The organism is Arcanobacterium sp. (ex Cirak et al. 2026), from assembly GCF_053585065.1.
This window is the reverse complement of sequence record NZ_JBQJCE010000011.1, coordinates 15,187-40,550: the sequence shown is the minus strand read 5'-3', so window position 1 is coordinate 40,550 and position 25,364 is coordinate 15,187. Positions and strand designations below refer to the sequence as shown.

Genomic DNA, 25,364 nt, shown 5'->3' with positions numbered 1-25,364 from the left:
GACAAACACGCTCTCTACCACACAAAAACAACACACTAAATCGACACGCCGAAAACAGTGCAAGATCTCTTTTCGCCAACACGCTCTAGCCGTTGACACCCACCTCACCAGCCGGGACAATTGAGCCATATGTGACAGCAGTGACACGAAAAGCACGAAACGCTATTTTTACCAGATCACACTCGAAGGAAACGTTAATGGCACGGAAGAAAACCCTGACCACTGCAGCCGCTCTCGGCGCCGGCGTCGTGATGCTTGCACCACTCGCCGCTCAGGCCGCCCCGGATGCACACAATACAGGAAAGGAACGCCTGGTCAGCCCTGCCCCCTCACAAACCCCAGACACACTGACCATTAACACTGCGAAGAATGGCACAACTTCTGCTCCCTCCACAGCGACACAGCCCATCGCCGATAACGACATCGCCAAAAGCAAGCCCACACGAATCGAACTTGAAAAAGCTCTTGAAGAAGCACAAGTAGCTCAAGCTGCTGCACAGGCCAGATATGACACCGCCGTCAAACACTCCGCAAAGCTAGCGAAAAAAGCCCAGCAGGCAGATTCCGAGCTGAAAATCGCCTCAGAAAATCAGAAAAAACTCGCTGCCTCTATTCCAACAACTGAGCAGCTCAATTCCGCCAAACAATCTGCCCAGGACGCCGCCAATATTCTCAAGGCGAAGAAGACCGAGCTTGGCCAAGCAGCGAAAGACGCTGCGAAGGCTGATGAGCTCGCCAAGGTCGCACAGAAGGAGCAGAACACGCTGGCTACGCTCACAAACGAGCAGAAGTACGCGGAGCAGGCACAAGCGACAGCACTTGCCGATGCAGAAAAGGCAAAAGCGAAAGCTGACACCACTGCAGCCACCACAGATAAACTCGCTCGCGCAGCTGAAACCGCCAAGGCGCAAATGAATGCTGCAGTGGCGCAAGCCGGGCCGGATGGCGGCCGTGCTGCCGTGGACGCTGTCTCTGTTGAAGAGGCAAAAGCACAGGTAGCAAAGGCGCAGGCAGCACTCGAACTATCGAAGTCAGCTGCACAAGATCAACTCGCACAAGGATCACTGGGCTTCTTCAAAGAGCGCGCAAAAGCGGGAATTAACTCCGCAGCACAAGCAGTCAAAGTTCTCACTGTTGATACCACAGCGAAGAATGACGGCACGCGTATGCTCCAGTTCACCAACATCGGCAAGAAAGGTGATGCCACATCGTTGGAGAACATGCGCTATTCTTTCGAACTCATTGAGCGTTCCAATGACAAGCGCGTCAGTGGTGGCGGACGAGCTGGTGAAAATCTTAAGCCGCTCCTCGTCGACGATTACCTCACTGCACTGTCCCAGCTCAATGCTAATTGGAGCGCTAACCATAAATGGGATCACGCGTTCCCCTCAGCATGGAAAGGCACAGAGAATCTTTCACGCCGTCAGCCCAACCCTGCTGGCGCCGTTGGGTATTGGTATGACCATGAGAAGGAAATCTACGACAGTCTCGCTGCGAAAAACCCGCGTTTGAACAAGTTGAGCTTCCTCGATATCTATCGAAGCTTCCCTCGCGATTTCCCTAATATCGGCCACTACCTCAATATTGTGGATCCTGCGCATGACGCTACTGGTGCCGCATACTCGCAAGGCCCGAGCTACCACATCATGGGTCAGAATAATGGCAAGTCAAGTTCAGCCGTCCCGCTTTCGCAGTACAAAAAAGAATTCGACACCTACTACTCCAGTGTCACTAGTGCAGCGAAGAATGGCTCCCCTGAAGCACGCGCTGCACTCGAATCAGCTAAAAAGGCACTCGCTGACGCACAAAGCGGACAAACACCTGAAAGCATAAATCTTGAGCGTGTGCGCGCCGCTTTCGCTCAAGCAGTGAAGGAACGCGACGCCGCCGCCCAGATTTCGAAGAAAGCTGGTGCAGAGGCAGAGGCCGCACAGAAGAAAGCAGAAGCTGCTGCCACGCGTGCCGAACAAGCAGCCGCAGCAGTTGTTGCCCAGGAAAAGATCGCGCGTGCGGCAACCGAGGCTGCGGCTACCGCTGCGCAGTCGTCGGCTCACATCACCGCGCAACTCGCACCTCTCGATGCTGAAGCCAAGCGCCTTGCCGCCGAGGTTACGAAGCTCAATGGGGCAGTGTCCGCCGCGAAGGCTGCTGACGCAGAACTCCAGCGCCGCACGCAGTCGGCACAGAACGCGGCATCGAAAGCACAAGCTGCGAAGGTGGCTCTCAAGGAAGCACAAACAGCTCTCACCCAGGCAAACGCCAAGCTCGACGCTGCACAAGCAGCTCTGGAAAACGCACCTGAGCCAGAGGCTGATCCCGAGGATTCCGCAACGTCCGCACCGGCGAATCAAAAATCTGGTACGTCTCATCAGCAGGCACCAGCGAGTGAGACTGCTCCTTACACAGACTCCACACAGGTGGTGGCCGCAGTGGCAAAGGGCGAAGCCAAGATGGTTGGTGAAGGCAAGGTAACTCAAGGTAAACCTGCCGTGTTCACATTCACGAACCTCGCACCGAATACGAGGGCAGATGTCTACTTCTATTCCACGCCAATCCTCGTTGCCAGTGGCGTGGCTAATGCCGACGGTGTGCTGCGCATCGGCATGGATACCTCGGTTTCCACACCGGCAGGAATTCACTACCTTGTAGCTCGTTCGCTTGCTGAAGGGGCGCCGACGTCGGTCTATAAGCTCACTGTTGTGGACGCATCGGCAGCAGAGGCTGTAGGAAAAGCAGCGAAGGAGCGTACCGAGCACCCACACGGTGGCACCCAGCCGATTAACCAACATCCGCAGAAGGGAGCCAATCCTGCTGGTGGCGGACAGAGGGAAGAACGTGCAGCAAAGGACACAGAACCTTCCCCGACACCCACGCCAGCACCCACGCCAGCACCCACGCCAACCGTCCCGACCCCAATGCAGGTGGCTCAGCACGCCTCGTCAGAAGATTTGGCTTACACGGGAGCATCAAATCTCCAAGCGATGTCGCTGGGCATTGTTGCCGCAAGCACCGGACTAGTAATGTTCGCGTCGCGTAAGCGCACACTCCGTAAGGAAAAGTAAACCAGGCAAGTATCCTTGAGATCTGAGGGTAGGCGGAGATATTGTTTCTCCGCCTACCCTCCTTCAAACATTGACAGACGAATATATGCAGAAATTGCGCACAAATATTCATCACATCAGCAGGTAGTCAAATGTTGAAATGCCCACGATTTAGCTGACACACTTGGTTTTCCCAGCATTCTCCCATAAGAATGGATAAGTGATTGAAAAGAATAATAACGAGAATATGACAATGGCTCCGCCCGGGTCTGATACAGACTCGGCACACACTACGGCTGAGGGCGCACACATCGACCCCAGCACTGCGCAGCCCACAAGCGCAACTTCTGTCCTCGCAGCAATGATTTCCGCCGACGAGAACGTTCATGTTTCCGAATACAGCGAAAAACCCATCGAATTGGCTTCCGAAAATGACGATGCGCCGATTTCTTGGGGTGTGGTACTGCCAGCAATGATCCTCGTCATCGCCCTCGTGGCTGTCGGCCTTATCACGCCGGATGCGTTCGCTGCCGCCTCTGCTACAGCGTTCAACTGGGTCATCACCAATCTCGGCTGGGCTTTTGTCCTCTTCTCCACATTGTTCGTGATCTTCGTCGTGGCCTTGTCCGCTTCGAAGTTTGGCACAATCCGACTCGGCGCTGCCGACGAGCAGCCCGAATTTTCTCATTCCTCATGGGTCGCCATGATGTTTGCCGCAGGCATGGGCATCGGCCTGATGTTCTTCGGAGCTGCTGAGCCACTCGCTTTCTATAAGGACGGCGTCCCCGGCCACAATCCCCAAGAAGTAGGCACAGCAATGGCGACAGCGATGTTCCACTGGACTCTGCATCCGTGGGCCATGTACACCATCGTCGGCCTCTCGATCGCCTACTCCACGTACCGCATTGGACGCAAACAGCTCATCTCCGCAGCCTTCACGCCGTTGATCGGTGAAAAGGGCGCAAACGGCTGGAGTGGAAAGCTCATCGATTCACTCTCCATCTTTGCCACCGTATTCGGCACCGCGTGTTCTCTCGGTCTTGGCGCGCTTCAGATCCGCACAGGTCTCAAAGCAGCAGGCGTGATCTCCAACCCTGGTACCGGGATCATCGTGGGAATCGTCGTCGTCCTCACTGTATGTTTCTTGCTGTCGGCAATGAGCGGCGTCGGACGCGGAATCCGCATCCTGTCCAACACCAACATGGTTCTAGCTGGCGCATTGGCTGTCTTCGTCTTCGTGATCGGCCCGACGATCACCGAGCTCAATCTACTTCCGGGTTCACTCGGTGCATACGTCTCAAACTTTTTCGAAATGGCCGGACGCACTGCAGCTTCGGCAAATGGAACCGCCGGCGAATGGCTCTCCTCGTGGACAATCTTCTACTGGGCATGGTGGATTTCATGGTCGCCTTTCGTTGGCATGTTCATCGCACGCATCTCGCGTGGACGCACTATCCGACAATTTTGCGTGGGCGTGATGCTTGTTCCAGCTGGTCTGTCGACCGCATGGTTTGCCATCTTCGGGGGTACTGCGATCACGATGGAGCAGAACGGCCACTCGATTGCCGACGCCGCCACCACTGAAGGCCAGCTCTTCACCCTCCTGCACCATCTGCCAGGCGGAACAATTTTCGGGTTCGTTGCCTTGCTGCTCTTAGCTACTTTCTTCATCACCTCCGCTGACTCTGCGTCGACAGTGATGGGTTCTCTCTCGCAAGATGGACGCGCGACGGCGACGCCGTGGATCTCTGGCGCGTGGGGGCTACTGACAGCACTCATCGGCCTGGTGCTGCTTGTCTCTGGCGGCTCCGATGCCCTGAATAACATTCAGTCGGTGACCATTGTGGCGGCAACACCGTTCCTTTTCATCGTATTCGCCATGATGTTCTCACTGGTCAAAGACCTACGTAACGACGTGATCTACCTCGATCAGCGCGAGCAGGAGCGTTTCGCTCGTCGGCTGGCACGCGAACGCCGTCACTTGCGCGAACGCGCCGAACGTGAGGCCGCCGCGAAGGCACGTGCACGTTTGCTCCACGCACCTCATCGTTCACGAAAGTCAAAAACACAATAGTCTCAGAGGCGTTTTGCTATGCGCTAAAAGCACAAGCTGATCTGATACAGCAACATCTAGAATGGCACCAGGCCGCGGATTTTTGCGGCACATAACTGAGAGGAAGGAGGCCACGTTGGGTATTTTCGATAAGGCCAAGGAAGCACTGAACAGCGATCAGGCTGAGAAACTGAGCGATCAGGCTCTCGATGCCGCCGAAGGCTTCGCTACCGATAAGCTCGGCGCGGACAAAGCCGACACGGTCAAGAACATTCGCGATCAAATCGATTCGAAGATCGGGAACGAGTGATTGATTTTCATCGTCCCACTCACAGTGCGTGAACGGTGGGGCAACACTTGCGCATTGACTCATCTCAGTGCAACCGAAAGCCAAGGGTTGGACGGGAAATTTTCCCGTCCAACCCTTTTTCGCGCTCCCGAATCTCTAACTTCTCAAAGTTTTATCAGGCCCTGTGCGTAGTGCATCAACATTCACAATCCAGGGCTCACGCGGTAGCGTGTGTGGATCAAACTCAGTAAGGAATTCTTCCGCACTGCGCACCGGGGCGTATCCAAGGGATGTTGCCAGCAGCGCAACCACGTCGGCGCTAGTCCACCCGAATGGAGCTAGTTGCGACAGCGTTACCGCCCCATCACGCTTCGCAAGCCGCTGTCCACGAGTGTTGAGCACCAGAGGAACGTGAGCATATTGCGGAGTCGACACATCAAGTTTGCGTTGCAGATACACCTGACGTGGCGTAGATGGAAGCAAATCATCACCGCGCACGATCTGGTCTACCCCCGTGCGGGCATCGTCAACGACGGAGACGAAGTTGTAGGAAAACACTCCGTCCCCTCGGCGAATCACAAAGTCATCAACTGCGCCAGTGTAAGACCCTAGTTGACGATCTTCAATTCTGAGTTCGACGACGTCGGTGGCAAGCCGTAGTGCAGGGCCACGGTTCATTGCAGCCAGTTTTTCACGCCCAGCTGCGCGCTCTGTCTCGTTCACATGCCGACAGGTCCCCGGATAAGACCCCGGAGGTTGATGCGGCGCCGAGGCAACCTGAGAAAGTTCCTTGCGTGTACAGTAACACTCATACAGCGCACCGTTGCGCAGGAGATCACTGACGACGTCGGCGTAATAATCCAGGTGTTCGTGCTGGTAGAGCACGCTACCATCCCATGTCAGTCCTATCGCCTCAAGATCGCGCAACTGCGAAGTAACGAATTGCGGACGCGAGCGTTCATCGAGATCTTCCATGCGCATCACGAAACCACGCGAATCATAGCGGGCAAACGCCCATGCAAGGAGCGCCGTTCGAAGATTACCGATGTGAAAGTCGCCGGTTGGCGAGGGAGCAAAACGGCCACTCATCGAATCATCAGTTTTCCGACGCCGATGTACGGGCTGGTGTCGCCAACTTCGAAAATGGTCTCCGTAGCTTCGAAGCCGAGCTCGGTGAGGGATTCTTCTTGTGCGGTGGTCAATGCCCAGGCTTGAGCTGTGAGATCGCCGAGGGCAAAGCTGGCGAGTTTGGCAGCAGTTTGGGCCGAATCAGTGTTGATCCAGTCAAGGGCGATCAGTGCTGCGTGTCCTGGCCCCAACGCGCTGACTTTCGCTGCACCGACGATTGCGCTGTTACTCGTCGCAACCCAAAACGTGCTCGGGCCACCATGAACAATCGTGTTGTCAATCGTTGAAAGTGCGGATTCAACATTGTCTGGGCTAATTTCGCGGACATCTTTTTCCATACGATTTGCAATCTGAGCAATATCGAGGGCATTGGCTTGGCGAATAAATACTTGTTCCACGCCCTCTATTATTGCACGCAAAAGGTCCTCTATTATTGCACGCAAAAGTAGGGTCTGTGTCCGACGTATCTGCCGGCCACAGACCCTACTCTATGGTGCGAATATTATTCGCAGAGCACTGGTGTCATCAGTTCTCGCGACGGCGAATCACCATCGTGGCGCCCGCAAGGAGAACGGTCAGCGCAACCACTCCAAGCCCTGCAACGCTTGCACCTGTCAGGGCGAGGCCGCCCTTGTGCTTAGGTGCTGAGGTTGACTGTGACTTGGTAGTAGGAGCCTTCTGAGTTGGCTCCGGGCTCGGAGTCTGGGTTGGATCCTGGCTCGGAGCCTGGCTCGGACCCTGGCTCGGAGTCTGGCTCGGAGCCTGGCTTTGCTCCGGGGTTGGATCCTGGCTCGGGGCCTGGCTTTGCTCCGGAGTTGGATCCTGGGCACCCTTGTCTGGATCCTTACTGATATTCGGCAGAACTGTCACCTTCACCAGCGCAGTTGCCTGATCACCTGGAACAGTTGAGGCAGCTACCACATAGTGAGCACCAAGCTCAGTGTCCTTTGTCGTTGGGACGTTCACCGACACCTTGCCCGCTGCGTCGGCCATCTTCTTCACCAGCAGAACGGGATCGGAGTAGAAGTACACGCGTGCTTCCGTATTCGCCTTGAGGCCTTCGAGAGCCACATCGACGCTTTCACCACGAACCACAGTGTATTCGTCAGTGATCTTGGCCTTGCCCTCAGTCAGTGCCTTCTCAATTTCATCGGAATTTGCGAAGACTGGGCCGACGTTGGTGGACGGAGTGAGCTCAGTCCACGGCGTGGTCTCCTTCTCACTCGGAGTAGATGGCTTCTCGCTCGGATCTGCCGGCTTCTCGCTCGGATCGGCCGGCTTCTCCGCTGGCGGAGTCGACGGCGTATCAGTCGGCGGAGTCGGCTGAGTCGGCTTAGCTGGGATCAACTCGATCCACGGAATGGTTTCTTTCTCGCTCGGATCTGCCGGCTTGTCGCTCGGATCTGCCGGCTTGTCGCTCGGTTCTTCCGGCTTGTCGCTCGGATCGGCCGGCTTCTCCGCTGGCGGAGTCGACGGTGTATCAGCCGGCGGAGTCGGCTGACTCGGTTCCTCGCTTGGCGCTGACGGTTCATCCGGCTGCGACGGAGTTTCACCAGGGGTCGGATCAGTTGGGTCAGCCGGCTGCGACGGAGTTTCACCAGGAGCTGGCTTGTCCTTATCGTCGATAAGCTTCAGACCCACTTTGATCGGATCGTGATCCGAAGAACGGTATGCGCTGAGATCAAAGGTTGTGACTGGATCGTTGATCGTCGTGCGGTAGCGTGCATACTCAAATGCCACTGGTTCGAGAGCGTTAACGTTCCACACATCAGCAGTAGTCACATGCCCGAGGAGCGACTTATTGACAAGTGCATGATCAAGCGAGCCGATCACGCCCTTGAACTGATAAGACATGTTCTTGATCTTGGCATGCTCCGCCACTGAGGTATAGCCAGCATCCTTAATGGCCTGAACTGGCGACTCCTTCGAGTAGGAGTTGAGGTCGCCAAGGATGATCACTGGTTCATTGGCAAAGTTTTTCTTCACCCACTGGGTCATTTCCTTCGCTTGTTCAACACGCAGGAGGTTATTGTTACCAGCGAGGGTCTTGTTATCGCCCGTAATGAGCGGAACTTTGCTCCCCTTCTTCCTCGATGAAGCGACTGAGCCCTTTGACTTGAAGTGGTTGACGACAGAAACAAACTGCTTGCCAACCTTCTTGCCATTAACAACTGGGCTCCACTTTTGAGCGAGTGGCTGACGTGCCCAGTTCTCGAACCATTTGTTGTCACGGAAGATCAAAGAATCCCCAACCGGAGCGACCTTGTCCTTCTGATAAATGTAGGCAAGGCGGATGACATCTTCTTTCATGCCAATCACCGAAGGTGAGGGAACGAACTCCCACTTCGTTTTTCCTGCCTTCTTGTTCAGAGCGTCAGTCAGATTCTTCAATGCTGCGTCACGCGACTTACCAAATTCTTGGGAATTCTCGATCTCTTCTAATCCAACGACAGTCGAATCGAGTTCGGTGATTGCCTCAACGATCTTCGTCTGCTGACGGTCGAAAGCCTCCTTTGAGTACGCACCACGAACCTTGCAATAATCCGTGGAGATTCCCTTCATATCAATGCCCGGGAGAGACTTGCAGCCTTCCTCATTTTCTCCGAGATCAGTGAAGTAATTGAGCACGTTGAACGAAGAAATGGTGACATCACCAGGAATCTTTGGAGCAGCAGGGCGCTCGTAGTTTGTTAACTCAATAACATCCCATGAACGGTCCTGGAATGTTTTGCCGGTCTTCTTCTGGATCGGAGAAGTCGGCTGAAGATTCCATTGGAAGCGGTAATCAAGAATCATTGCATCCTTGAACGATACATGTGCCCCGACTCGAACCGGTTTCTTCACATCGAGGTACGAAGCAGGCCAATCAGGTGCCACATAATGCTCTGGAGTCCCCTTCTTCTTATCTGCGTATACCTTCCTCACGGAAGTTTCGCGAGAAGCACCGTCATCGAGCGTAATCCTATCAGCTGTATTCTTTGCATCGACTTCTTTGGCTTTAGGATCATTTTCTGAATAGAGCTCTGTCGGCTGATAGAAAGGCTTATCTCCCGGGGCAAGGCCAATCTGTCCGTAGCGTGCCGTGGAATAGTTGTCAGTCACGGTGTGCGTTCCCGTAAGCTTAACAAGCATTCCTTCGAGCTTCTCGCGCTCTTTAGCGCCAGATGGAATTTGTTTCAATTCCACCGGAACCGGCTGCTTCACATCCGCCTTATTGAGAACCTCTACGGAAACCTTACCCGCGATCTCCGTCATTTGTGTAGCAGGATCAACAGGCTTCTTCTGGTTTTGTTTGGGCTTAGGGTATTCTGTGACCTCACCCCGAACTTTGACCAGCTGCCCAATCTGCAGTTTCGCAATATCCTTGCTATAAACAAATATTCCGCTCGAAGCTTGGCGATCTTTTTCGCCACCAGTACCTTCAGTCTGGATATAGGCACCATCAAAGCCACCATCTGGATAGACAGCGGTAATGACACCAGTTGTCGTCACGACCTTACCGTTGTACCCGCTTGTGAGACCTTTACCCTGGATCTTCTCGATAGAGATTTCCTGCCCCGGTGTGATGGGCTCTACTTCTTCTGTTGACTCTGAGCTGTCAGCACCAAGGTTATCCTCGGCATCAAAATCCTCTTCAAACTCTTCGTCAGGCTGTGACTCAGGCATCGATGGCTTTGAGCCTGCTACTCCCGAGCCCTTGGGCGTAGCAGGCTTTAGTGTAAAGTCTTTCGAATTATCATCTGTATCAGCGCCCTTGTCACGCTGGTACGAGCGATCGTCGTTCTCTTTTTTCGCTTTTCCAGCCGTTACGGGTTGCGATTCATAAGCTGTTGCTTCACCAGAGATGCCAACAACATCAACGTATTTCCCCTCAAGCTTCCCAGCTTTAAAGTCACCCTTGACGACTTCCTGTCCCGCCGAAGCGAGGATAACGATTCCACCATTGTTGGGGAAATCAAGCTTATCTACTACTAAATCCGGCTGAACATCTTGTGGAAGTTTTTGGGCTGGATGTTTGGGCGAAGTTTTTTCAACAATAAGAAAGTGCCCACCAGCCTCCACTGTGCCTTTTAGCTGAATTGATTTCTTCGGGGTTCCCTTTCCGGTCGCCGGCACCAAAGTCATACCATCAAGCTGAACCGGGGAGTCTGTCGGATTATATAACTCGACAAAATCCGGATACACACCCGCATTTGTTCCACCAAACGTATAAACCTCATTGATCACCACCTTTGTGGCGTCCTTGATGGCGCTCGCCATGGGCGCCACAAAGGGCGTCAACAGCACCGCCAGGCCGCCGCCAAGTGCAGCAGCTCTCGTGAATTTCATCGTCATCGAGGCACCTTTCCCTCAGGGAACAAAACGTACTGGGCGTCATACATTACCCACGGCACTAGAGTACACTTTCAGCAGTTAAATAACTTGTTTTCAGGATTTTCCCAGGTTGAATAAAGTGCTCAAATCATGCGGTTTGCTCAACTTTTAAAGTAATTTCGCGGTTATTTCACCGCATATTTGATTGCCACAATACGAGATATAGCGTCGCACATACTGACACACGCCCTTCGCATTCGCCGGCCCTACCCCGTGCGGAAACGGTCGCCACCGCCGTCATCCACACAACGGTCGCCACCGTCGTCATCCACACATCACAAACAGTTAAAATCGTGGGGTGGAAAAAATAACAGGAGCAGCGGTTATCGGCGCAGGAGTGATGGGAAGCGCCTTGGCAGAACACATTGCCGAATGTTCCTTCCCCGTCTGGAACGCCGCGAGACGCCCAGCCAACGAACTTGCCGCTGAACTCCCTGACAGCGTCAGCGCCATCAATGTTGCGGACATCGCTACGCTCCCCGATTCGACCGCTATCATCTTGGCCATTCCACTTTCCTCGACGCTTTCCCTACCTCCCGAGATTGCCACTGGGCGTATCCTCATCGACGTTGCTAATTATTGGCCACGCCTAGACTCCGCAAGTGCTTTCGCCACTTCACCGCGTGATTCATCGCTCACCGTGGCTGCTCATTTTCCCACCGCACAGGTAGCAAAAACACTCAACCACCTAGCTTTCGATGCCCTCGCCTTCGATTCGCGCCCACCGGGTAGCCCGAGCCGTCGCGCTCAAGCGGTCGCCGCCGACAATGACGATGTGCGCGACGCAGTGTGCACATTTGTCGACGCACTTGGCTTTGACCCTGTCAACGCCGGCGCGCTAGTCAACGGTAGACTCTTCGCTCCGGGAACAACCATTTTTAACGGCGGATGGAGAGACGCCACCTCGATGCGTCGCATCCTTTCACGGGCTGCGTCACAATAGTTCGCTCAGACCACCACGTCTGACTTGGCATCATTGACGAAAATCGCTCGGCACTTCACGCACATCATCAGTGTCCCACTGCTCGTCATATCCGTGTTCGCGAAGCAGATTGTCTAGCACACGAGCAGTAAACCCCCAGATTACAAGCCCCTCAATGAAAAATGCCGGCCCAACTTCCACACCGTCACGCATTGCCGTGAAGCGATTTTCGCTGCGTGCAAGCGTGCTAAGCCGAATACGGTAGATCCCCTCCACCTCGGAGTCGGAAGGAGCGATATCACCCTCGCCATCCCACCGCGCAAGCACGGCGACAATATCAAGCAACCGATTCCCCGCCTGTGCTGGCGCCAAACGTCCACAAATTTCGACGCTTGCAGGATCGAGAGAAATTTCCTCCCATGCTTCACGAAGTGCAGTTTCTTCTGCGCTCTCCCCCGCATCACGCATACCGCCGGGAAAGCTCATTTGCCCAGGCTGGCTACGCAATGTGAACGCGCGACGGGTGAGCACAACGCTCGGATCCGCCGCGCGATCAATCAACACGAGCACCGCCGCCTGGAGTCGATCCTGGGACGTTTTCGCTCTTGGACTATCACTCATCTGGCTCTTAAACGCCGTCGAATGGCTCTTCAACGCCGTCGAACTCATCGTCGTCAGCTGAGTCAGCAGAACCACCGAGTGCTTGGACAAAATCATCAATGTCGGCGTCGGCAGAATCCACAAACTCGTCTTCAGCGCCGTCAGCATCGATAACTACGCGGTGTGCACTCGCATCCATGCGAGCCGGGAACGCAGGCTCGCAATTTTCGTCGTAAACAACGTAGTCGTCGTCGCTACCGAGCGACTCAAAATCGTCCACGTCACCATCAAAACCGAGAGCCTCCTTCGAAAAACCTGCATCAGCCAAGCCTTTCGCAGACACTTCAGACTTGACCTCGCGATAAGGGGCTGTCTCAACCAAGCGCCTCGGACGGAACACCACCATCTCATGGCCAGAATCTTTGCGCAGAGCCTTACGTAACTGGTCAATTCTCTCAGCAATGGTGACATCACCATCAGGGCCGGCGGCGAAGACACGCTGCTCAGTGGCACGATAACGAGCCAGCTCTTCGCCCATGTATTCACCCAACGCCTGCATCTTCTCTATGTCACGCTGGAGGCGTTTGTTGGTGCGCGTCAGTTTCTCAACTTTCTCCGTCAGTTCCAAGATTCGCAAAATACCAGCCAAGTTGATGCCGTCTTCTTGGCTCATCCGCTGGATTTCCACGAGCTTATCGACGTCGGCAAGCGAGTAGCGCCGCCCGCCACCCTTCGTGCGCTTGGCAACCACCAAGCCCAGGCGATCATACTGACGAACCGTCTGGGCATGCATCCCTGCCAGTTCAGCCGCAACTGACACTGAAAGAATCGGAGAATTCTTCGAAACCTTCGCCATCATTCCTCCTTAGAGCGTGGCCATGGAACGGAAAGTGGCACGCGGATCAGCTTCAGCAGTGGCCTCGCGGAACTTTTCCACAGCCTCACGCGCTTCATCAGAAATCCGCTTAGGAACCACAACATGGAACTTCACATACATGTCGCCTGTGGCACCTTTCGGCCCCACAATGCCCTTGCCACGAACGCGCTGATTCTTCCCATCCGATAAACCTTCTGGCACTTTGATTGTGACAGGAGTTCCTGAGATCGTTGGCACGTCAACCTTGCCACCGAGAACCGCCTCATCAAACGACACAGGCACATCGACGTAGACGTCGTAGCCCTTCACATCGAAGACGGGATGCGGTTCAACTGTGACTTCTACGAGAATGTCGCCTGCTGCTCCGCCGTTGCGTCCGGGCTGGCCTTTACCGGCGATACGAATCTTCTGGCCAGATTTCACACCTGCAGGGATTCGCGCAGTAACCTGACCGAGACCTGAGCCGACTTTCACTGTCGTACCTGAAACCGCCTGAGAGAGCGGAATCGACACTGACGCGTGCACGTCTTCGCCCTTCTCCCGACGTCGGGAGCCAAAGCCGGTGAAACTTGCACCAGCGTTTGTTCCGCCACCAAACATTGACGAGAACACGTCCTCAAATCCGGCACCACCGCCTGTAGAGAACTTTCCGCCGGCAAATGGGCTAGCTCCGCCGCCACCAAACATTGACGAGAAGACGTCCTCAAATCCGGCGCCACCGCCACCGGCAGAGAACCGAGCTCCCCCACCCATTGCGCGGATCGCATCATATTGTCTGCGATCCTCATCATTGCTGAGCACTTGATAAGCCTCAGAGACCTCTTTAAATTTCTCTTCAGCAGTTTTGTCACCAGGGTTTTGATCCGGGTGATATTTGCGTGCAAGCTGACGGTAGGCTTTCTTGATTTCGTCTTGGGTGGCCGTCTTCGACACGCCCAGTGCGGCGTAAAAGTCTTTACTCATCCAATCTTGGCTTGCCATCACGCCTCACCTCTTTTCTTTGCGTGCGACAATTTTCACTCCGGCGACACAACGCCCACGCGAGCCGCGCGCAGAACTTTGTCGCCAATCTTGTAACCTGGCTGAATCAGTTGCGACACCTGTTCGCTCTCAACGTCAGGAGACGTTGAGTGCATCAGTGCCTCGTGTAATTCTGGGTCAAATGCCTCACCTTGCTCACCGAAACGAGCAAGCTGGAAGTTGGTGTGCAAAACATTCTCCAACTTCTCCACGATCAGAGCGCTGGGACCTTCGAGGTCACCGTGAGAACGAGCCAGCGCTGCGTCGTCGAGAACGGAAAGCAAAGTCTCGATGACTTTTGCCTGGCCAGATTCATAACGGTTAACGCCCTCTGCCTTCGCTCGCTTCACGTAACCGTTGTACTCCTGGCGCAGGTTGTACTCAGAAGCGTTCGCACGTGCAAGCTTGTCTTCCAGATCAGCAACCGCGACCTCAAGTTCCGCGACACGCATCAGCGCAGTATCGAGTTCGCTCATCTGCTCTGGGGGCGTGGGATCGTTAGGCTGTGACGAGTTCGATTCAGCATTTTCCGACGCCGGCGTATTTTCAGCGTTCGCCCCCGCAGTGGCATCCGTGGTGTTGGCCGACTCCTCGTTGGGCTCGTCTGGCGTAAAATCGTTGACGCTCATTACATGTCCTTTCTGTGAGTTTTGAGGTGGGGGCAGGAGCTGCGCTCCTGCCCCCGACATCAATTCACGCGAGAGAAATTACTTCTTCTCGTTCTCATCGTCGACGATCTCGGCATCGACCACGTCATCATCTGATGGGGACGAAGATGCCGAAGCGGCAGCCTCGCCTGCAGCTTGATCCGCTTGGGCGCTGGCGTACAGTGCTTCGCCAATCTTCTGTGCGCGCGTGTTCAGATCTTCGAGAGCCGACTTGATCGCCTCAACATCTTCACCCTTAAGAGCCTCACGAACCTTGTCGTTCGCCTCCTTGACATCGTTGACCACGGAGTCATCGAGCTTGTCCTTGTTGTCCGTCAGGAGCTTGTCGATTGCGTAGACCTGCTGCTCCGCCTGGTTACGAACATCAGCTTCCTCACGACGCTTGTCGTCCTCAGCTGCGTGCTCTTCAGCTTCTTTGACCATGCGGTCGATATCTTCCTTGGACAGAGCCGAACCGCCGGTGATCGTCACTGACTGCTCCTTGCCTGTGCCACGATCCTTCGCCGAGACGTGCACGATGCCGTTGGCGTCGATATCGAAGGTGACCTCAATCTGCGGCACGCCACGCGGAGCTGGAGCAATCCCCGAAAGCTCGAACGTGCCAAGCAACTTGTTGTCACGCGCAAACTGGCGCTCGCCCTGATAGACCTGGATCAAAACTGACGGCTGGTTGTCTTCAGCGGTGGAGAAGACCTCAGAACGCTTGGTCGGAATGGCCGTGTTACGCTCGATCAGCTTGGTCATCACACCACCCTTGGTCTCAATGCCGAGGGACAGCGGGGTGACGTCAATAAGAAGAACATCCTTACGATCACCGGTGATCACACCAGCCTGAAGAGCAGCACCAACAGCCACTACCTCATCCGGGTTCACACCCTTGTTTGGTTCACGACCGCCGGTGAGTTCCTTCACGACGTCGGTCACTGCCGGCATACGGGTGGAGCCGCCAACAAGCACAACGTGATCAATTTCGGAAAGCTTCACGCCAGCGTCTTCAATGACCTTATGGAACGGAACCTTGGTGCGATCAAGGAGATCCTTCGTCATCTCTTCGAAGCGAGCACGCGTCAGTTTCTCGTCCAAGTGGATCGGGCCATTTTCGCTCATCGAAAGGTACTGCAACGTAATGTTGGTGGAGGTTGCCGAGCTGAGCTCCTTCTTAGCCTGCTCAGCAGCTTCCTTCAGACGCTGCAATGCAATCTTGTCCTTGGATAAATCAACGCCGTAGTTGTTCTTTGCCTGTCCGACGAGCCACTCAACGATGCGCTGATCCCAGTCGTCACCACCAAGCTTGTTGTCACCCGACGTAGCGCGAACCTGAATGGTCGAGAAATCATCGTCATCCTTGCCCACTTCCAGAAGGGACACATCGAACGTGCCACCGCCCAGATCGAAGACCAGGATGAGTTCATCTTCCTTACCCTTTTCAAGGCCGTAAGCCAACGCTGCCGCAGTCGGCTCATTGACAATACGCTGAACATTCAGGCCGGCAATCTGACCTGCGTCCTTTGTTGCCTGACGCTGAGCGTCGTTAAAGTATGCCGGAACCGTAATCACGGCGTCGGTCACCGGCTCACCAAGGTAAGCCTCAGCATCCTTCTTCAGCTTCTGCAAAATGAATGCGGAAATCTGCTGGGCGTTGTAGGACTTGTCGTCAATCTCAATCTTCCACGACGAGTCACCCATGTGGCGCTTCACCGACGAAATCGTGCGATCGACGTTTGTCACTGCCTGGCGCTTTGCAATTTCACCAACGAGGACTTCGCCAGTTTTTGAAAAACCAACCACCGACGGGGTTGTACGTGCACCTTCTGCGTTTGCAATAACTGTGGGCTCGCCACCTTCAAGTACCGAAACCACAGAGTTGGTAGTACCAAGATCAATACCAACTGCTCGTGCCATCTGAAAACTCCTTCTCATCTGCGGCATTTCTATACCGCTCAAATCTTCAACTCCTTCATATTGCCACATCAGATTAGTTATGTCTAGACCTTAGTGTTTTTCTTGAGCGAACAACGCTCAACTATTTGTTCTCAGAACACGCACCCTACCCACATCCACCCTCAGCCCCCTCGCAATGCCGAGCATTGACCCCGGTTACTGCCAAGCCTTTCCCCACCCCGCCCCACATCAGAATCATTCTCACTGTGTGGACAAACATTGTTCACACGAACACCACCCCGTAAACTTGCCCGCATGGATAAATACCTCCACCTCGAAGAGTCAGATTCGGCCACGATGGAGTGGGTGGAAACGCACTCAACAAACACGCTCAATCACTTTGCAGGCAAAAAATTTGATGCACGCCGTGACGAACTCGACGCCATCTTGTCAGCCTCTGACCACCTCATTGTGGCGACGAAACGTGGCAACTACGCCTATAACTTTCACACCGATGGCGAACACCCCCGCGGTTTATGGCGACGCACCACGTGGAGCGCATACCTCAACTACGTCAGCCCGGAAACCGAACCGGAATGGGACGTCCTCCTCGACGTCGACGCTCTGGGCCGCAGCGAAGGACGCTCGTGGGTTTTCCGCGGGGTTCAACTCCTGCGTCCGGAGTACACGCGCGCTCTCGTGACACTGTCCGACGGCGGTCAAGACGCGTCTGTCACGCGCGAATTCGACATTCCCTCTCGCGCATTCGTTAATCCGTCTGACGCCTTCGTGAAACCCGAATCAAAGGGCACGATGCAGTGGTATGACATCGATACAACCGTGGTGGCAGCAGACTTCTCTTCTGCCGATGCTACGGATAACGGTCCGTACACCACCACTTCCGGATACCCGATTTCGGCACGATTGTGGCTGCGTGGGATCCCGCTTTCTGCGGCCGCCGAAATTATCCGCGGTGAAACCACCGACGTCGCCGTCGGCGCTCACTACGACACGACACCCGGATACGAGCGTCTCGTGGCCTACCGCATTCCCGATTTCCGTACCTCAATTGTGTATGTGGTCAACCCCTACACACTCGAAAAAACGAAACTTGCACTACCCGAAACCGCTGAAGTGTCACTATGGCACGAATGGGCACTGGCCGATCTCCGTTACGAATGGAACGTGAACGGACAGACCTTCCCCGCCGGATCACTCATTGCAGTGCCGCTTGAGCAGGCACTTTCTGGCGACATTACAGAGATTCACACACTTTTCACTCCGACGCACTCGACTTCATTGGTCGGAATTTGCCCGCTGCACACGTCTCTCGTGTTGACTACACTCGACAACGTCTCCAACTCGCTCCACCTCGCCACACCGATGTCGGGAACATGGGCAGTGACCACACTAGACACGCAGCTGGGTGACTTCCTATCGATCTCCGTCGGCGCCGTCGAACCCGACGCCAGCGACGATGTGTGGATCACAACTTCCGGCTTCACCACACCGACCACTCTTTTCCACGGCACGATCGCCGACGGTGAGCTTCAGTTGCGCAAGTTGCGTAGCGCTCCGGCGCGTTTCGACGCCGACGGCCTCGAAGTTCGTCAGCGTTGGGTGGCTTCCGACGACGGCACGAAAGTTCCCTACTTTGTGATCGGCAAGGCACGCGTGCTCGACGGCGATGCGCCAGCTCGTACACTACTGGACGGCTACGGCGGGTTCGAAGTTTCGCGTCTTCCGGGCTATGTCGGCACCTACGGAAAAGAATGGCTTGAGCGTGGTGGCGTATATGCCGTCGCAAATATTCGTGGTGGCGGTGAATTCGGCCCAGCCTGGCACCAGGCAGCCCTTCGCGAAGGACGGCATCTAGCCTATGAAGATTTTGCGGCGGTTGCGCGCGATCTCGTCGAGGCAGGAATCACCACTGTCCCTCAGCTCGCCGCGATCGGCGGATCGAACGGCGGATTGTTGATGGGAAACATGTACACCACATATCCGCAGCTCTTCGGCGCAATCGTATGCCGTGTGCCGCTGCTCGATATGAAGCGCTTCTCGCATCTCCTCGCGGGAGCTTCGTGGATGGATGAGTATGGAAACCCTGATACCGCCGATTGGGATTACCTCAAGGCATACTCTCCCTACCATAACGTCAGCGACGGGCCACACCCGCCAATTTTGATCACCACGTCAACACGCGATGACCGCGTTCACCCTGGTCACGCACGCAAGTTCATGGCGCTGCTCGAAGAAAAGGGATTCGACGCCCTCTATTACGAGAACACCGAAGGCGGACACGCGGGCGCGGCTGATCCAGTTCAGCAATCGCTCATGCTCGCATTGATTTTCTCGTTCCTGGATGAAAAACTCGCTTGAGATGCGCAATCGGCGTCGGCTTTGAATCTGCCGACGCCGATTGCGTATCTAGGTCTTCCGGCGCGCGTGGCGATGAAAACCCGTGCAATAATTGCAGTATGACTTACACACTTGGTGTTGACATCGGTGGTACGAAGATCGCCGGTGGCGTCGTTAATGAAGACGGCGAAATTGTTGCCATGACCCGCAAGCCCACGCCCGCACTCGATCCTGATTCCACTGCTGGCACAGTAGTTGCCGTCATCGAGGAACTGCGCAAGAGCTACGACGTCGAGGCAATCGGAATCGGTTGTGCGGGTTTCGTCGCTGCCGATCACCGCAAGATCGCATTCGCACCCAATTTGAATTGGCGCAACGAACCACTCGCGGACAAAGTTGAAGCCGGAGTTGGGCTGCCTGTGTATCTTGAAAATGATGCCAACGCAGCTGCCTGGGGCGAATACCGTTACGGCGCTGGGCGTGACCATGCCTCCGCCGTCGCTGTGACAGTTGGTACGGGCATCGGCGGCGGAATTATTATGGATGGTCGCCTGATCTCTGGTTCCTTCGGGCTTGCCGGCGAAATCGGACACCTCAATATGGTTCCTGACGGCTTGCAGTGCGGGTGTGGCCAGCTGGGATGCTGGGAAGTGTACGCCTCAGGCAATGCGCTTGTGCGCATCGCCAAGCAATATGCACTCGCCCAACTTGAGAAGGGCGAAAGCTCGCATATTCTCGACCTTGCGGGCGGCGACGTCGATGCCATCAACGGGTTGATGGTCACTGCGGCAGCTGCCGAGGGCGAAGCTGGAGCGATTGACTTGTTTCATCAGATTGGCACGTGGCTTGGTCGGGGTATGGCAGACCTTTCCGCAATCCTTGATCCGCAGATGTACATCGTGGCGGGTGGAGTGTCCGAGGCAGGAAATCTTCTCCTCGATCCCACGCGCGCAGCTTTCCTGAAGTATCTCACTGCAGCGAATTCACGCGAGGTTGCTCCCATCGTCCAAGCACAGCTCGGGAACGATGCCGGCATGATCGGCGCAGCAGATCTCGCGCGTGGGTTGCTTGCCTAATCACGCCTGAAAAGAGCGCTGATACACCTCACAAGGAACAAAAAGAAAACCACCAGCCCTTGATGTAAAGTTTCTTTTACTGTAAAGTTTACTTTACTTTAATCCTCTGGTGAAAGGACGCCGGAAATGTCAAAGGAAAAGACTCCCAGATTTGGGCGAGTCAAATTCGGTTCGGGAGAGCGCCATTCTGCGCTCTCGATTTCGATACCGGCGGGCATCATTCTCGCAGCTCTCATTTCAATTCTTCCCCCTCTTTTCCGTACTGACGATCTGGCCCGATGGATCGCTTTTCTCGTCTTCTTTATCGCCACCACTCCGGTGTGTGTGGCGATTGTGTGGGTGTGCGTCGTCGATCTCAAAACGATTCCAGGACGACTAGCCAAACCAGAGGAATCTGTTGAATCTCAGTGGGCGAGTAAAGCGGCCGAAAACACTTTCTACGTAATTCTCGGTGGACTTGGACTGGTCACCGCCGGATTCTCAATTTTTGGAGCTGGCAGTGTCACCGAGATTCTCTTCTGGGTTCTACTCGGCATCACATGTATCTACGGGCTTTTCTACGCTTGGGCAAAGTACGGAAAGTGACATGCGCAATTCACTCATTACTCTGCGAAAAGAACGCGGTTACTCCCAAGAAGATCTTGCACAGTTACTCGGCGTCTCACGTCAAACAATCATCTCGATTGAGAAGGGCCGCTTCGACCCGTCTTTGCCACTCGCTTTTGCCATTGCAGGGGTATTCCACTTACGCATCGAAGATATTTTCACCCCTGACGAGTAAGCCCGATGGCCTTAATCGCGCTCACAGTTGGCTCGTTCCTCGCGCGTCACAAACCACACCAAGGCTGAAGTCAGAAGCATGACGCCAGTGAGCGCGAATGCCACACCGAAACCAGCGACGTCGGCGATCCAGCCGGCAACCACTGGCCCGAGAATCTGCCCGAAATCACCCGCCTGTTGGAAGGCTGAAAACACACGAGAACCTTGCCTCGCCCCGACCACATCGGCCACGGCTCCTTGCTGGGACGGCATCACGAAACCTGCGCCGATTCCCGCGACGAATGAGGCGACGATCAAGAACCAGATGCTGCTCATCCAGCCGAATCCAAAGGTGAAAATTCCTGAGATCGCCAAACCGAGGACAAGTAATGGCCGCCGCCCATAAAAATCGCTCCACGCACCAGCTCGGATCAAAGCGATTGCGTTACCTGCTGCGAACGCCGTCATGATGCCTCCGGCCACCCATTGTTGTGTCGCAACCGCTGCAGCAAGGAGAGGAACGAGCGAGACTCGCACACCGAAGTCGGCCCAACCTTCAGCAAAAGAGCTGACGAGAACCGCACGGAACCTGTGATCTTCCCACGCCTCGCGCACACTCATGGGAGAACGATCGACTCCTGATCTCACCTGAGCTGCTGCACGTTTCACCCGGGCACTCGCATCTTGCGCGAGCGCCCGCCGTCCCACAGGAGCAACGCTCACACCCGCGTCGGGACGAATAAGCACGCCGACAAGCAACATCGCGACGAACAGCGAACCCGCATAGATAAAGAACGGAGCACGGTAGCCAAGGGGCGTGATAAACGCTCCGATTGCTGGACCGCCGATATTGCCCACCAGCCACCCAGCACCGTAGAGCGCGCTCGCGCGGCCGCGAGCGCCAGCTGGAGCTACACGGAAAATTAAGCTCATCGCCGCAACGGAAAAAATCACTGAGCCTACTCCACCCAGGCCGCGATAAAGAACCAAATGGGAGTAGTCATTTGCTAGACCTGCAGCGACAGACGAGACACCCACTAAACCGATGCCAAGCATGTACATCGCGCGTTCGCCGAACCTCGTGGTCATACGGCCAGAAACTGGCGCGAAGACAAGCCGTGTCAAAGCAAATGCGCTAACGACAATGCCCGCTTGAAAGGTGGTAGCCCCGAGCGTCGAAGCAAAAATCGTGAGCACGGGAGCCACGATTCCGAACCCGAGTGACACAATCACTGCAGAGACGACGAGCACCCAAATTTCACGAGGCATTTTTGTTTTCGGCATGGTGGCTATTATCTCAGGTGTCCCCATAGACGACACCTGAGACACAGCCAGTCCTTGTCACAACCTTGTGTCACAGAAACCGCAACGAGGTCCTTCAGGCGATGCATAAGCAAACGGAACAGCACTTCGGTCAGATCGGCTGACACACCTGGGGTTCGGACAGTCCCCCGCAGGAGCCTGTTCGCGGATACGCTCCGGGCGCACCTCCGCTTCCGGGCGCGCCTCGGCGTCGCGAAGAAGAAAATCAATCAACGCCATACGAATCAACATGCCATCCCGGGTCTGCCCGAAGTAGCGAGCACGCGGATCAGAATCCACATCCATGGCAATTTCATTCACACGTGGCAGGGGGTGCATCACGATCATGTCCGGGCGGGCATAACGCATCACATCGGCGTCGAGCACAAACACTTCCTTCAAACGCTCATACATGACCGGATCACCGAAACGCTCTTTTTGGATGCGCGTCATGTATAAAACATCCGCCTGCGACACTGCTTCAGCCAGCGAAGACACCTCGATCACTTCGGTGCCGTTCGCACGCAGGTGACGCACGGTGCGCTCACCAAGCGCAAGCTCCGGAGGACTCACGGCAACAATGCGGTTACCTTCGAAACGCGAAAGCGCGGAGATCAGTGAGTGGACAGTTCGCGAATAGTGGAGGTCACCGGCGAATGCCACCGTGAGGTGGCCGAAACGTCCAAACTCTCGGTGAATCGTCAGCAACTCGGTCAACGTTTGCGTGGGGTGGAAGTGTCCGCCGTCGCCAGAGTTGACCACCGGCACAGTTGCCGCTTCAGCAGCGACGAGGGCACTGCCGTCGGCTGGGTGGCGGATGGTGAGCAGATCAGCGTATTCGCCGACGACGCGGGCCGTGTCGGCAACTGTCTCACCTTTAGCTGCACCGGAGGATCCTCCGTCGGCGACAGAAATCGTTGCGCCACCCAGCCGAGCCATCGCAGCTTCGAAGCTCAGGCGGGTGCGAGTGGAGGGTTCGAAGAAGAGTGTCGCCAAGAGCTTGCCGCGAGCGCGATCCGCCCAGGCTGCCGGATTCGCCGCGATTTCTTCGCCCGTTGCGATGAGTTGGCGGATTTCCTCCAGCGTGAAATCTGCGATGTCGATAATCGAACGCATCGGTTCCTCCCCCGTGATGTGCGTGTAACACGCGTGACTCTAACAAAGGAAAAACCTCTACACAAGGTACCGGGATTGAAGTGAGTCAGGTTTTTCTTGACGTTTACCCTGTGTCCCATTATCTCTGACGGTACCGAACTGGTGGCCCAACGGATAGTTCTCTTGGACTATTCCACTGCATCTTTACCCTCAAAGTTTCCAGGATCCCCATATCCTCTTCCCATGAACGTCTGCGTATGCGTACTAAAATGTCACCCATGGCCACACATATGACTGAGCCTCTGCGGCGCATGGCGGACGGCACGATCAAACAGATCAACCCTTTTTCCGGAACCGAAGTTTGGACGGTACCAGGACGCGCAAACCGCCCCATTGCACATCCAGTAGAAAATCCAGAGCCGATCAACCCCGATGAGCTAGGGCACTACTGTATTTTTTGCAAACAGCGAGTACTCGATACCCCACCAGAAAAATCGAGGATCGTTCCCGGATCACAGGAGATTATTCAACACGCCGGGGTGGATGCCCTCAGCCAAGAGTGGCAGTTCCGCAGAGTGGCAAACCTCTACGAAATTCTGACGTTCGACTATTGGGCGAAAAACTATGGCTACCAACTTCCGCACGATACTCAGTCGTGGATGGAGTCCTACCTCGCTGACCCTGCAGGCCGCGCGCATGTCACTGGGGTTCTGCGCGCCAAATTCAAAGATGACAATTTTGATGCGAAAACTGAAGCAGAGCTTCACGACGCCGCTCTCTCCCTTTTCGGCGGGGGCCACGATCTCATTCTGGCTCGACGTCATTTCGTTAAGGGCGCGAAAGACACCTCCCAGCTCGCTTCGTCGGGAACACTGACCCCGGAAGAACATGAGGCTTACTTCAGGCTCACGACGAGCGCAATGCGCGATCTGTACCGCAACCGCTACGTACGTTACGTCCAGGTCTTCCAAAACTGGATGAAGCAAGCCGGAGCCTCGCTCGATCACCTGCACAAGCAACTCGTGGCAATCGACCAGCGCACCCCCAACCAGGCGTACGAAATCGAACGCACCCGCGAAAACCCCAACTACTACAACGAATGGGGTGTGGACTACGCCGGATACCAGAACCTCACGATCGCTGAAAACGACTACGCGGTGGCTATCGCCGGTTTCGGGCACCGTTATCCCACGCTAGAGATTTGGTCAAAATCGGCTTCATGCCAGCCATGGGAGCATTCGCCTGCAGAACTTCGCGGAGTGTCAGATTTGGTTCAAGCAATGCACGCGGCGACCGGCCCTGACGTGCCGTGCAATGAGGAATGGTTCGCCAAGCCGATCGATTCAGATGTGGATATTCCCTGGAGAATCCTGATCAAATGGCGTGTTTCCACACTTGCCGGTTTCGAAGGCGGCACGAAGATCTACGTCAACACGATCGACCCCTGGACGTTGCGCGACCGCGTGGTTCCTCGTCTACTCGAACTTCGAGCTGAGGGAGCAATCGCGTCAAACATCAACATTGCCACTGAGTGCCAGATTGAACGCAACTGTCTCAAATACAACCGTTTCCTTCAAAGATAAAAATATCGCCGGCGTCGGGAGATGTTTGCCGACGCCGGCGAGATTTTTTACTGCTATGCCCGCTCAGGCTTCCAGTGTGGCGTCCTGGCGCCCTGCATACCACTTCTGAGTTTTGCGGCGAACCACTTCCGTGACGGCCGCATTCACTGCCGCTGTTACCACCGCAAACATCACGATCTGCGAGGTTGACTTCTCCAGATCTGAGTCATCACCGGCTGGCTTTTGCTTGCCCAAGCCCTTTTCCCAAATGACGTCGGTGACTTTCTGAGCCACGAAACCCGCAGCAGCACCCGTCGCAAGCGAAATCAGTTTCCATCCAAGATTCATTGTTCCTCCTT

20 protein-coding genes are annotated in these 25,364 nt (G+C 55.3%); 9 read left to right on the top strand and 11 right to left on the bottom strand.

What is annotated here, in order from left to right; translation table 11 throughout:
- Positions 1 to 197 precede the first annotated feature (197 nt).
- The 3 genes from ACTOVJ_RS06675 (at position 198) to ACTOVJ_RS06665 (ending at position 5,404) form a co-directional block, all read left to right on the top strand.
- Positions 198 to 3,062 (top strand): CAP domain-containing protein, encoded by a 2,865-nt coding sequence (locus ACTOVJ_RS06675; RefSeq protein ID WP_449504323.1) that lies wholly within the window; start codon positions 198 to 200, stop codon positions 3,060 to 3,062.
- A gap of 199 nt (positions 3,063 to 3,261) precedes the next feature.
- Positions 3,262 to 5,115 carry a BCCT family transporter gene (locus ACTOVJ_RS06670; RefSeq protein WP_449501825.1) on the top strand — a complete coding sequence of 618 codons (1,854 nt, stop codon included), beginning with the start codon at positions 3,262 to 3,264 and terminating at the stop codon, positions 5,113 to 5,115.
- Between the two features lie 115 nt (positions 5,116 to 5,230).
- Positions 5,231 to 5,404: an Rv0909 family putative TA system antitoxin gene (locus ACTOVJ_RS06665; RefSeq protein ID WP_449501826.1), complete on the top strand. Its 174-nt coding sequence runs from the start codon at positions 5,231 to 5,233 to the stop codon at positions 5,402 to 5,404.
- A 135-nt stretch (positions 5,405 to 5,539) separates the two neighbouring features.
- Here the strand turns inward: ACTOVJ_RS06665 and gluQRS are convergent, their stop codons facing one another.
- The 3 genes from gluQRS to ACTOVJ_RS06650 form a co-directional block, all read right to left on the bottom strand.
- On the bottom strand, positions 5,540 to 6,472 hold the full coding sequence (gluQRS, locus tag ACTOVJ_RS06660) for a tRNA glutamyl-Q(34) synthetase GluQRS (protein ID WP_449504325.1): 933 nt from the start codon (positions 6,470 to 6,472) through the stop codon (positions 5,540 to 5,542).
- A complete protein-coding gene (locus ACTOVJ_RS06655) occupies positions 6,469 to 6,909 on the bottom strand; it encodes a hypothetical protein (RefSeq protein ID WP_449501828.1) in 441 nt (146 codons plus the stop codon). The genes gluQRS and ACTOVJ_RS06655 overlap by 4 nt, the downstream gene beginning before the upstream one ends.
- A 127-nt stretch (positions 6,910 to 7,036) precedes the next feature.
- The gene (locus ACTOVJ_RS06650; RefSeq protein WP_449504658.1) at positions 7,037 to 10,840 is read right to left on the bottom strand and encodes an ExeM/NucH family extracellular endonuclease; all 3,804 of its coding nucleotides are present in this window, start codon (positions 10,838 to 10,840) and stop codon (positions 7,037 to 7,039) included.
- Positions 10,841 to 11,183: 343 nt separating this feature from the next.
- Between ACTOVJ_RS06650 and ACTOVJ_RS06645 the strand changes: the two genes are divergently transcribed.
- Entirely contained in the window at positions 11,184 to 11,828 is a 645-nt protein-coding gene (locus tag ACTOVJ_RS06645) for an NADPH-dependent F420 reductase (RefSeq protein WP_449504657.1), read from the top strand.
- Positions 11,829 to 11,858: 30 nt separating this feature from the next.
- Here the strand turns inward: ACTOVJ_RS06645 and ACTOVJ_RS06640 are convergent, their stop codons facing one another.
- The 5 genes from ACTOVJ_RS06640 to dnaK form a co-directional block, all read right to left on the bottom strand.
- Positions 11,859 to 12,428 carry an NUDIX hydrolase gene (locus tag ACTOVJ_RS06640; RefSeq protein ID WP_449501831.1) on the bottom strand — a complete coding sequence of 190 codons (570 nt, stop codon included), beginning with the start codon at positions 12,426 to 12,428 and terminating at the stop codon, positions 11,859 to 11,861.
- Between the two features lie 7 nt (positions 12,429 to 12,435).
- Positions 12,436 to 13,263, bottom strand: a complete 828-nt coding sequence (locus ACTOVJ_RS06635) for a heat shock protein transcriptional repressor HspR (RefSeq protein WP_449504326.1) — start codon at positions 13,261 to 13,263, stop codon at positions 12,436 to 12,438.
- Positions 13,264 to 13,272: 9 nt separating this feature from the next.
- Positions 13,273 to 14,265 carry a DnaJ C-terminal domain-containing protein gene (locus ACTOVJ_RS06630; protein ID WP_449501833.1) on the bottom strand — a complete coding sequence of 331 codons (993 nt, stop codon included), beginning with the start codon at positions 14,263 to 14,265 and terminating at the stop codon, positions 13,273 to 13,275.
- A gap of 35 nt (positions 14,266 to 14,300) precedes the next feature.
- Entirely contained in the window at positions 14,301 to 14,933 is a 633-nt protein-coding gene (locus ACTOVJ_RS06625) for a nucleotide exchange factor GrpE (RefSeq protein ID WP_449504327.1), read from the bottom strand.
- 78 nt (positions 14,934 to 15,011) lie between these two features.
- Positions 15,012 to 16,874 (bottom strand): molecular chaperone DnaK, encoded by a 1,863-nt coding sequence (dnaK, locus tag ACTOVJ_RS06620; RefSeq protein WP_449501835.1) that lies wholly within the window; start codon positions 16,872 to 16,874, stop codon positions 15,012 to 15,014.
- A gap of 294 nt (positions 16,875 to 17,168) precedes the next feature.
- Here dnaK and ACTOVJ_RS06615 point away from each other — a divergent pair, with 294 nt between their 5' ends.
- The 4 genes from ACTOVJ_RS06615 (at position 17,169) to ACTOVJ_RS06600 (ending at position 21,068) form a co-directional block, all read left to right on the top strand.
- Positions 17,169 to 19,232: a prolyl oligopeptidase family serine peptidase gene (locus tag ACTOVJ_RS06615; RefSeq protein ID WP_449504328.1), complete on the top strand. Its 2,064-nt coding sequence runs from the start codon at positions 17,169 to 17,171 to the stop codon at positions 19,230 to 19,232.
- A gap of 98 nt (positions 19,233 to 19,330) precedes the next feature.
- Positions 19,331 to 20,287, top strand: a complete 957-nt coding sequence (locus tag ACTOVJ_RS06610; protein ID WP_449503511.1) for an ROK family glucokinase — start codon at positions 19,331 to 19,333, stop codon at positions 20,285 to 20,287.
- A 126-nt stretch (positions 20,288 to 20,413) separates the two neighbouring features.
- Positions 20,414 to 20,872, top strand: a complete 459-nt coding sequence (locus ACTOVJ_RS06605; protein ID WP_449504329.1) for a hypothetical protein — start codon at positions 20,414 to 20,416, stop codon at positions 20,870 to 20,872.
- 1 nt (position 20,873) lies between these two features.
- The gene (locus ACTOVJ_RS06600; RefSeq protein WP_449501839.1) at positions 20,874 to 21,068 is read left to right on the top strand and encodes a helix-turn-helix transcriptional regulator; all 195 of its coding nucleotides are present in this window, start codon (positions 20,874 to 20,876) and stop codon (positions 21,066 to 21,068) included.
- 11 nt (positions 21,069 to 21,079) lie between these two features.
- Here the strand turns inward: ACTOVJ_RS06600 and ACTOVJ_RS06595 are convergent, their stop codons facing one another.
- Positions 21,080 to 22,330, bottom strand: coding sequence for an MFS transporter (locus tag ACTOVJ_RS06595; protein WP_449504330.1), 1,251 nt, complete (start codon positions 22,328 to 22,330; stop codon positions 21,080 to 21,082).
- Positions 22,331 to 22,387: 57 nt separating this feature from the next.
- Positions 22,388 to 23,464 (bottom strand): aspartate carbamoyltransferase, encoded by a 1,077-nt coding sequence (pyrB, locus tag ACTOVJ_RS06590; protein WP_449501841.1) that lies wholly within the window; start codon positions 23,462 to 23,464, stop codon positions 22,388 to 22,390.
- A 257-nt stretch (positions 23,465 to 23,721) separates the two neighbouring features.
- Between pyrB and ACTOVJ_RS06585 the strand changes: the two genes are divergently transcribed.
- Positions 23,722 to 25,026 (top strand): DUF4921 family protein, encoded by a 1,305-nt coding sequence (locus ACTOVJ_RS06585; protein ID WP_449501842.1) that lies wholly within the window; start codon positions 23,722 to 23,724, stop codon positions 25,024 to 25,026.
- 63 nt (positions 25,027 to 25,089) lie between these two features.
- On the opposite strand, the gene ACTOVJ_RS06580 is transcribed toward ACTOVJ_RS06585, so the two are convergent.
- Entirely contained in the window at positions 25,090 to 25,353 is a 264-nt protein-coding gene (locus ACTOVJ_RS06580) for a DUF4235 domain-containing protein (protein ID WP_449501843.1), read from the bottom strand.
- Positions 25,354 to 25,364: the final 11 nt, after the last annotated feature.

Excerpts from the sequence above, each read along its gene's own strand:
- ACTOVJ_RS06675 (WP_449504323.1), top strand. The coding sequence starts at position 198 with ATGGCACGGAAGAAAACCCTGACCACTGCAGCCGCTCTCGGCGCCGGC.
- gluQRS (WP_449504325.1), bottom strand. The coding sequence starts at position 6,472 with ATGAGTGGCCGTTTTGCTCCCTCGCCAACCGGCGACTTTCACATCGGT.
- ACTOVJ_RS06650 (WP_449504658.1), bottom strand. The coding sequence starts at position 10,840 with ATGAAATTCACGAGAGCTGCTGCACTTGGCGGCGGCCTGGCGGTGCTG.
- ACTOVJ_RS06640 (WP_449501831.1), bottom strand. The coding sequence starts at position 12,428 with ATGAGTGATAGTCCAAGAGCGAAAACGTCCCAGGATCGACTCCAGGCG.
- ACTOVJ_RS06635 (WP_449504326.1), bottom strand. The coding sequence starts at position 13,263 with ATGGCGAAGGTTTCGAAGAATTCTCCGATTCTTTCAGTGTCAGTTGCG.
- ACTOVJ_RS06630 (WP_449501833.1), bottom strand. The coding sequence starts at position 14,265 with ATGGCAAGCCAAGATTGGATGAGTAAAGACTTTTACGCCGCACTGGGC.
- ACTOVJ_RS06625 (WP_449504327.1), bottom strand. The coding sequence starts at position 14,933 with ATGAGCGTCAACGATTTTACGCCAGACGAGCCCAACGAGGAGTCGGCC.
- dnaK (WP_449501835.1), bottom strand. The coding sequence starts at position 16,874 with ATGGCACGAGCAGTTGGTATTGATCTTGGTACTACCAACTCTGTGGTT.
- ACTOVJ_RS06615 (WP_449504328.1), top strand. The coding sequence starts at position 17,169 with ATGGATAAATACCTCCACCTCGAAGAGTCAGATTCGGCCACGATGGAG.
- ACTOVJ_RS06610 (WP_449503511.1), top strand. The coding sequence starts at position 19,331 with ATGACTTACACACTTGGTGTTGACATCGGTGGTACGAAGATCGCCGGT.
- ACTOVJ_RS06605 (WP_449504329.1), top strand. The coding sequence starts at position 20,414 with ATGTCAAAGGAAAAGACTCCCAGATTTGGGCGAGTCAAATTCGGTTCG.
- ACTOVJ_RS06600 (WP_449501839.1), top strand. The coding sequence starts at position 20,874 with ATGCGCAATTCACTCATTACTCTGCGAAAAGAACGCGGTTACTCCCAA.
- ACTOVJ_RS06595 (WP_449504330.1), bottom strand. The coding sequence starts at position 22,330 with ATGCCGAAAACAAAAATGCCTCGTGAAATTTGGGTGCTCGTCGTCTCT.
- pyrB (WP_449501841.1), bottom strand. The coding sequence starts at position 23,464 with ATGCGTTCGATTATCGACATCGCAGATTTCACGCTGGAGGAAATCCGC.
- ACTOVJ_RS06585 (WP_449501842.1), top strand. The coding sequence starts at position 23,722 with ATGGCCACACATATGACTGAGCCTCTGCGGCGCATGGCGGACGGCACG.
- ACTOVJ_RS06580 (WP_449501843.1), bottom strand. The coding sequence starts at position 25,353 with ATGAATCTTGGATGGAAACTGATTTCGCTTGCGACGGGTGCTGCTGCG.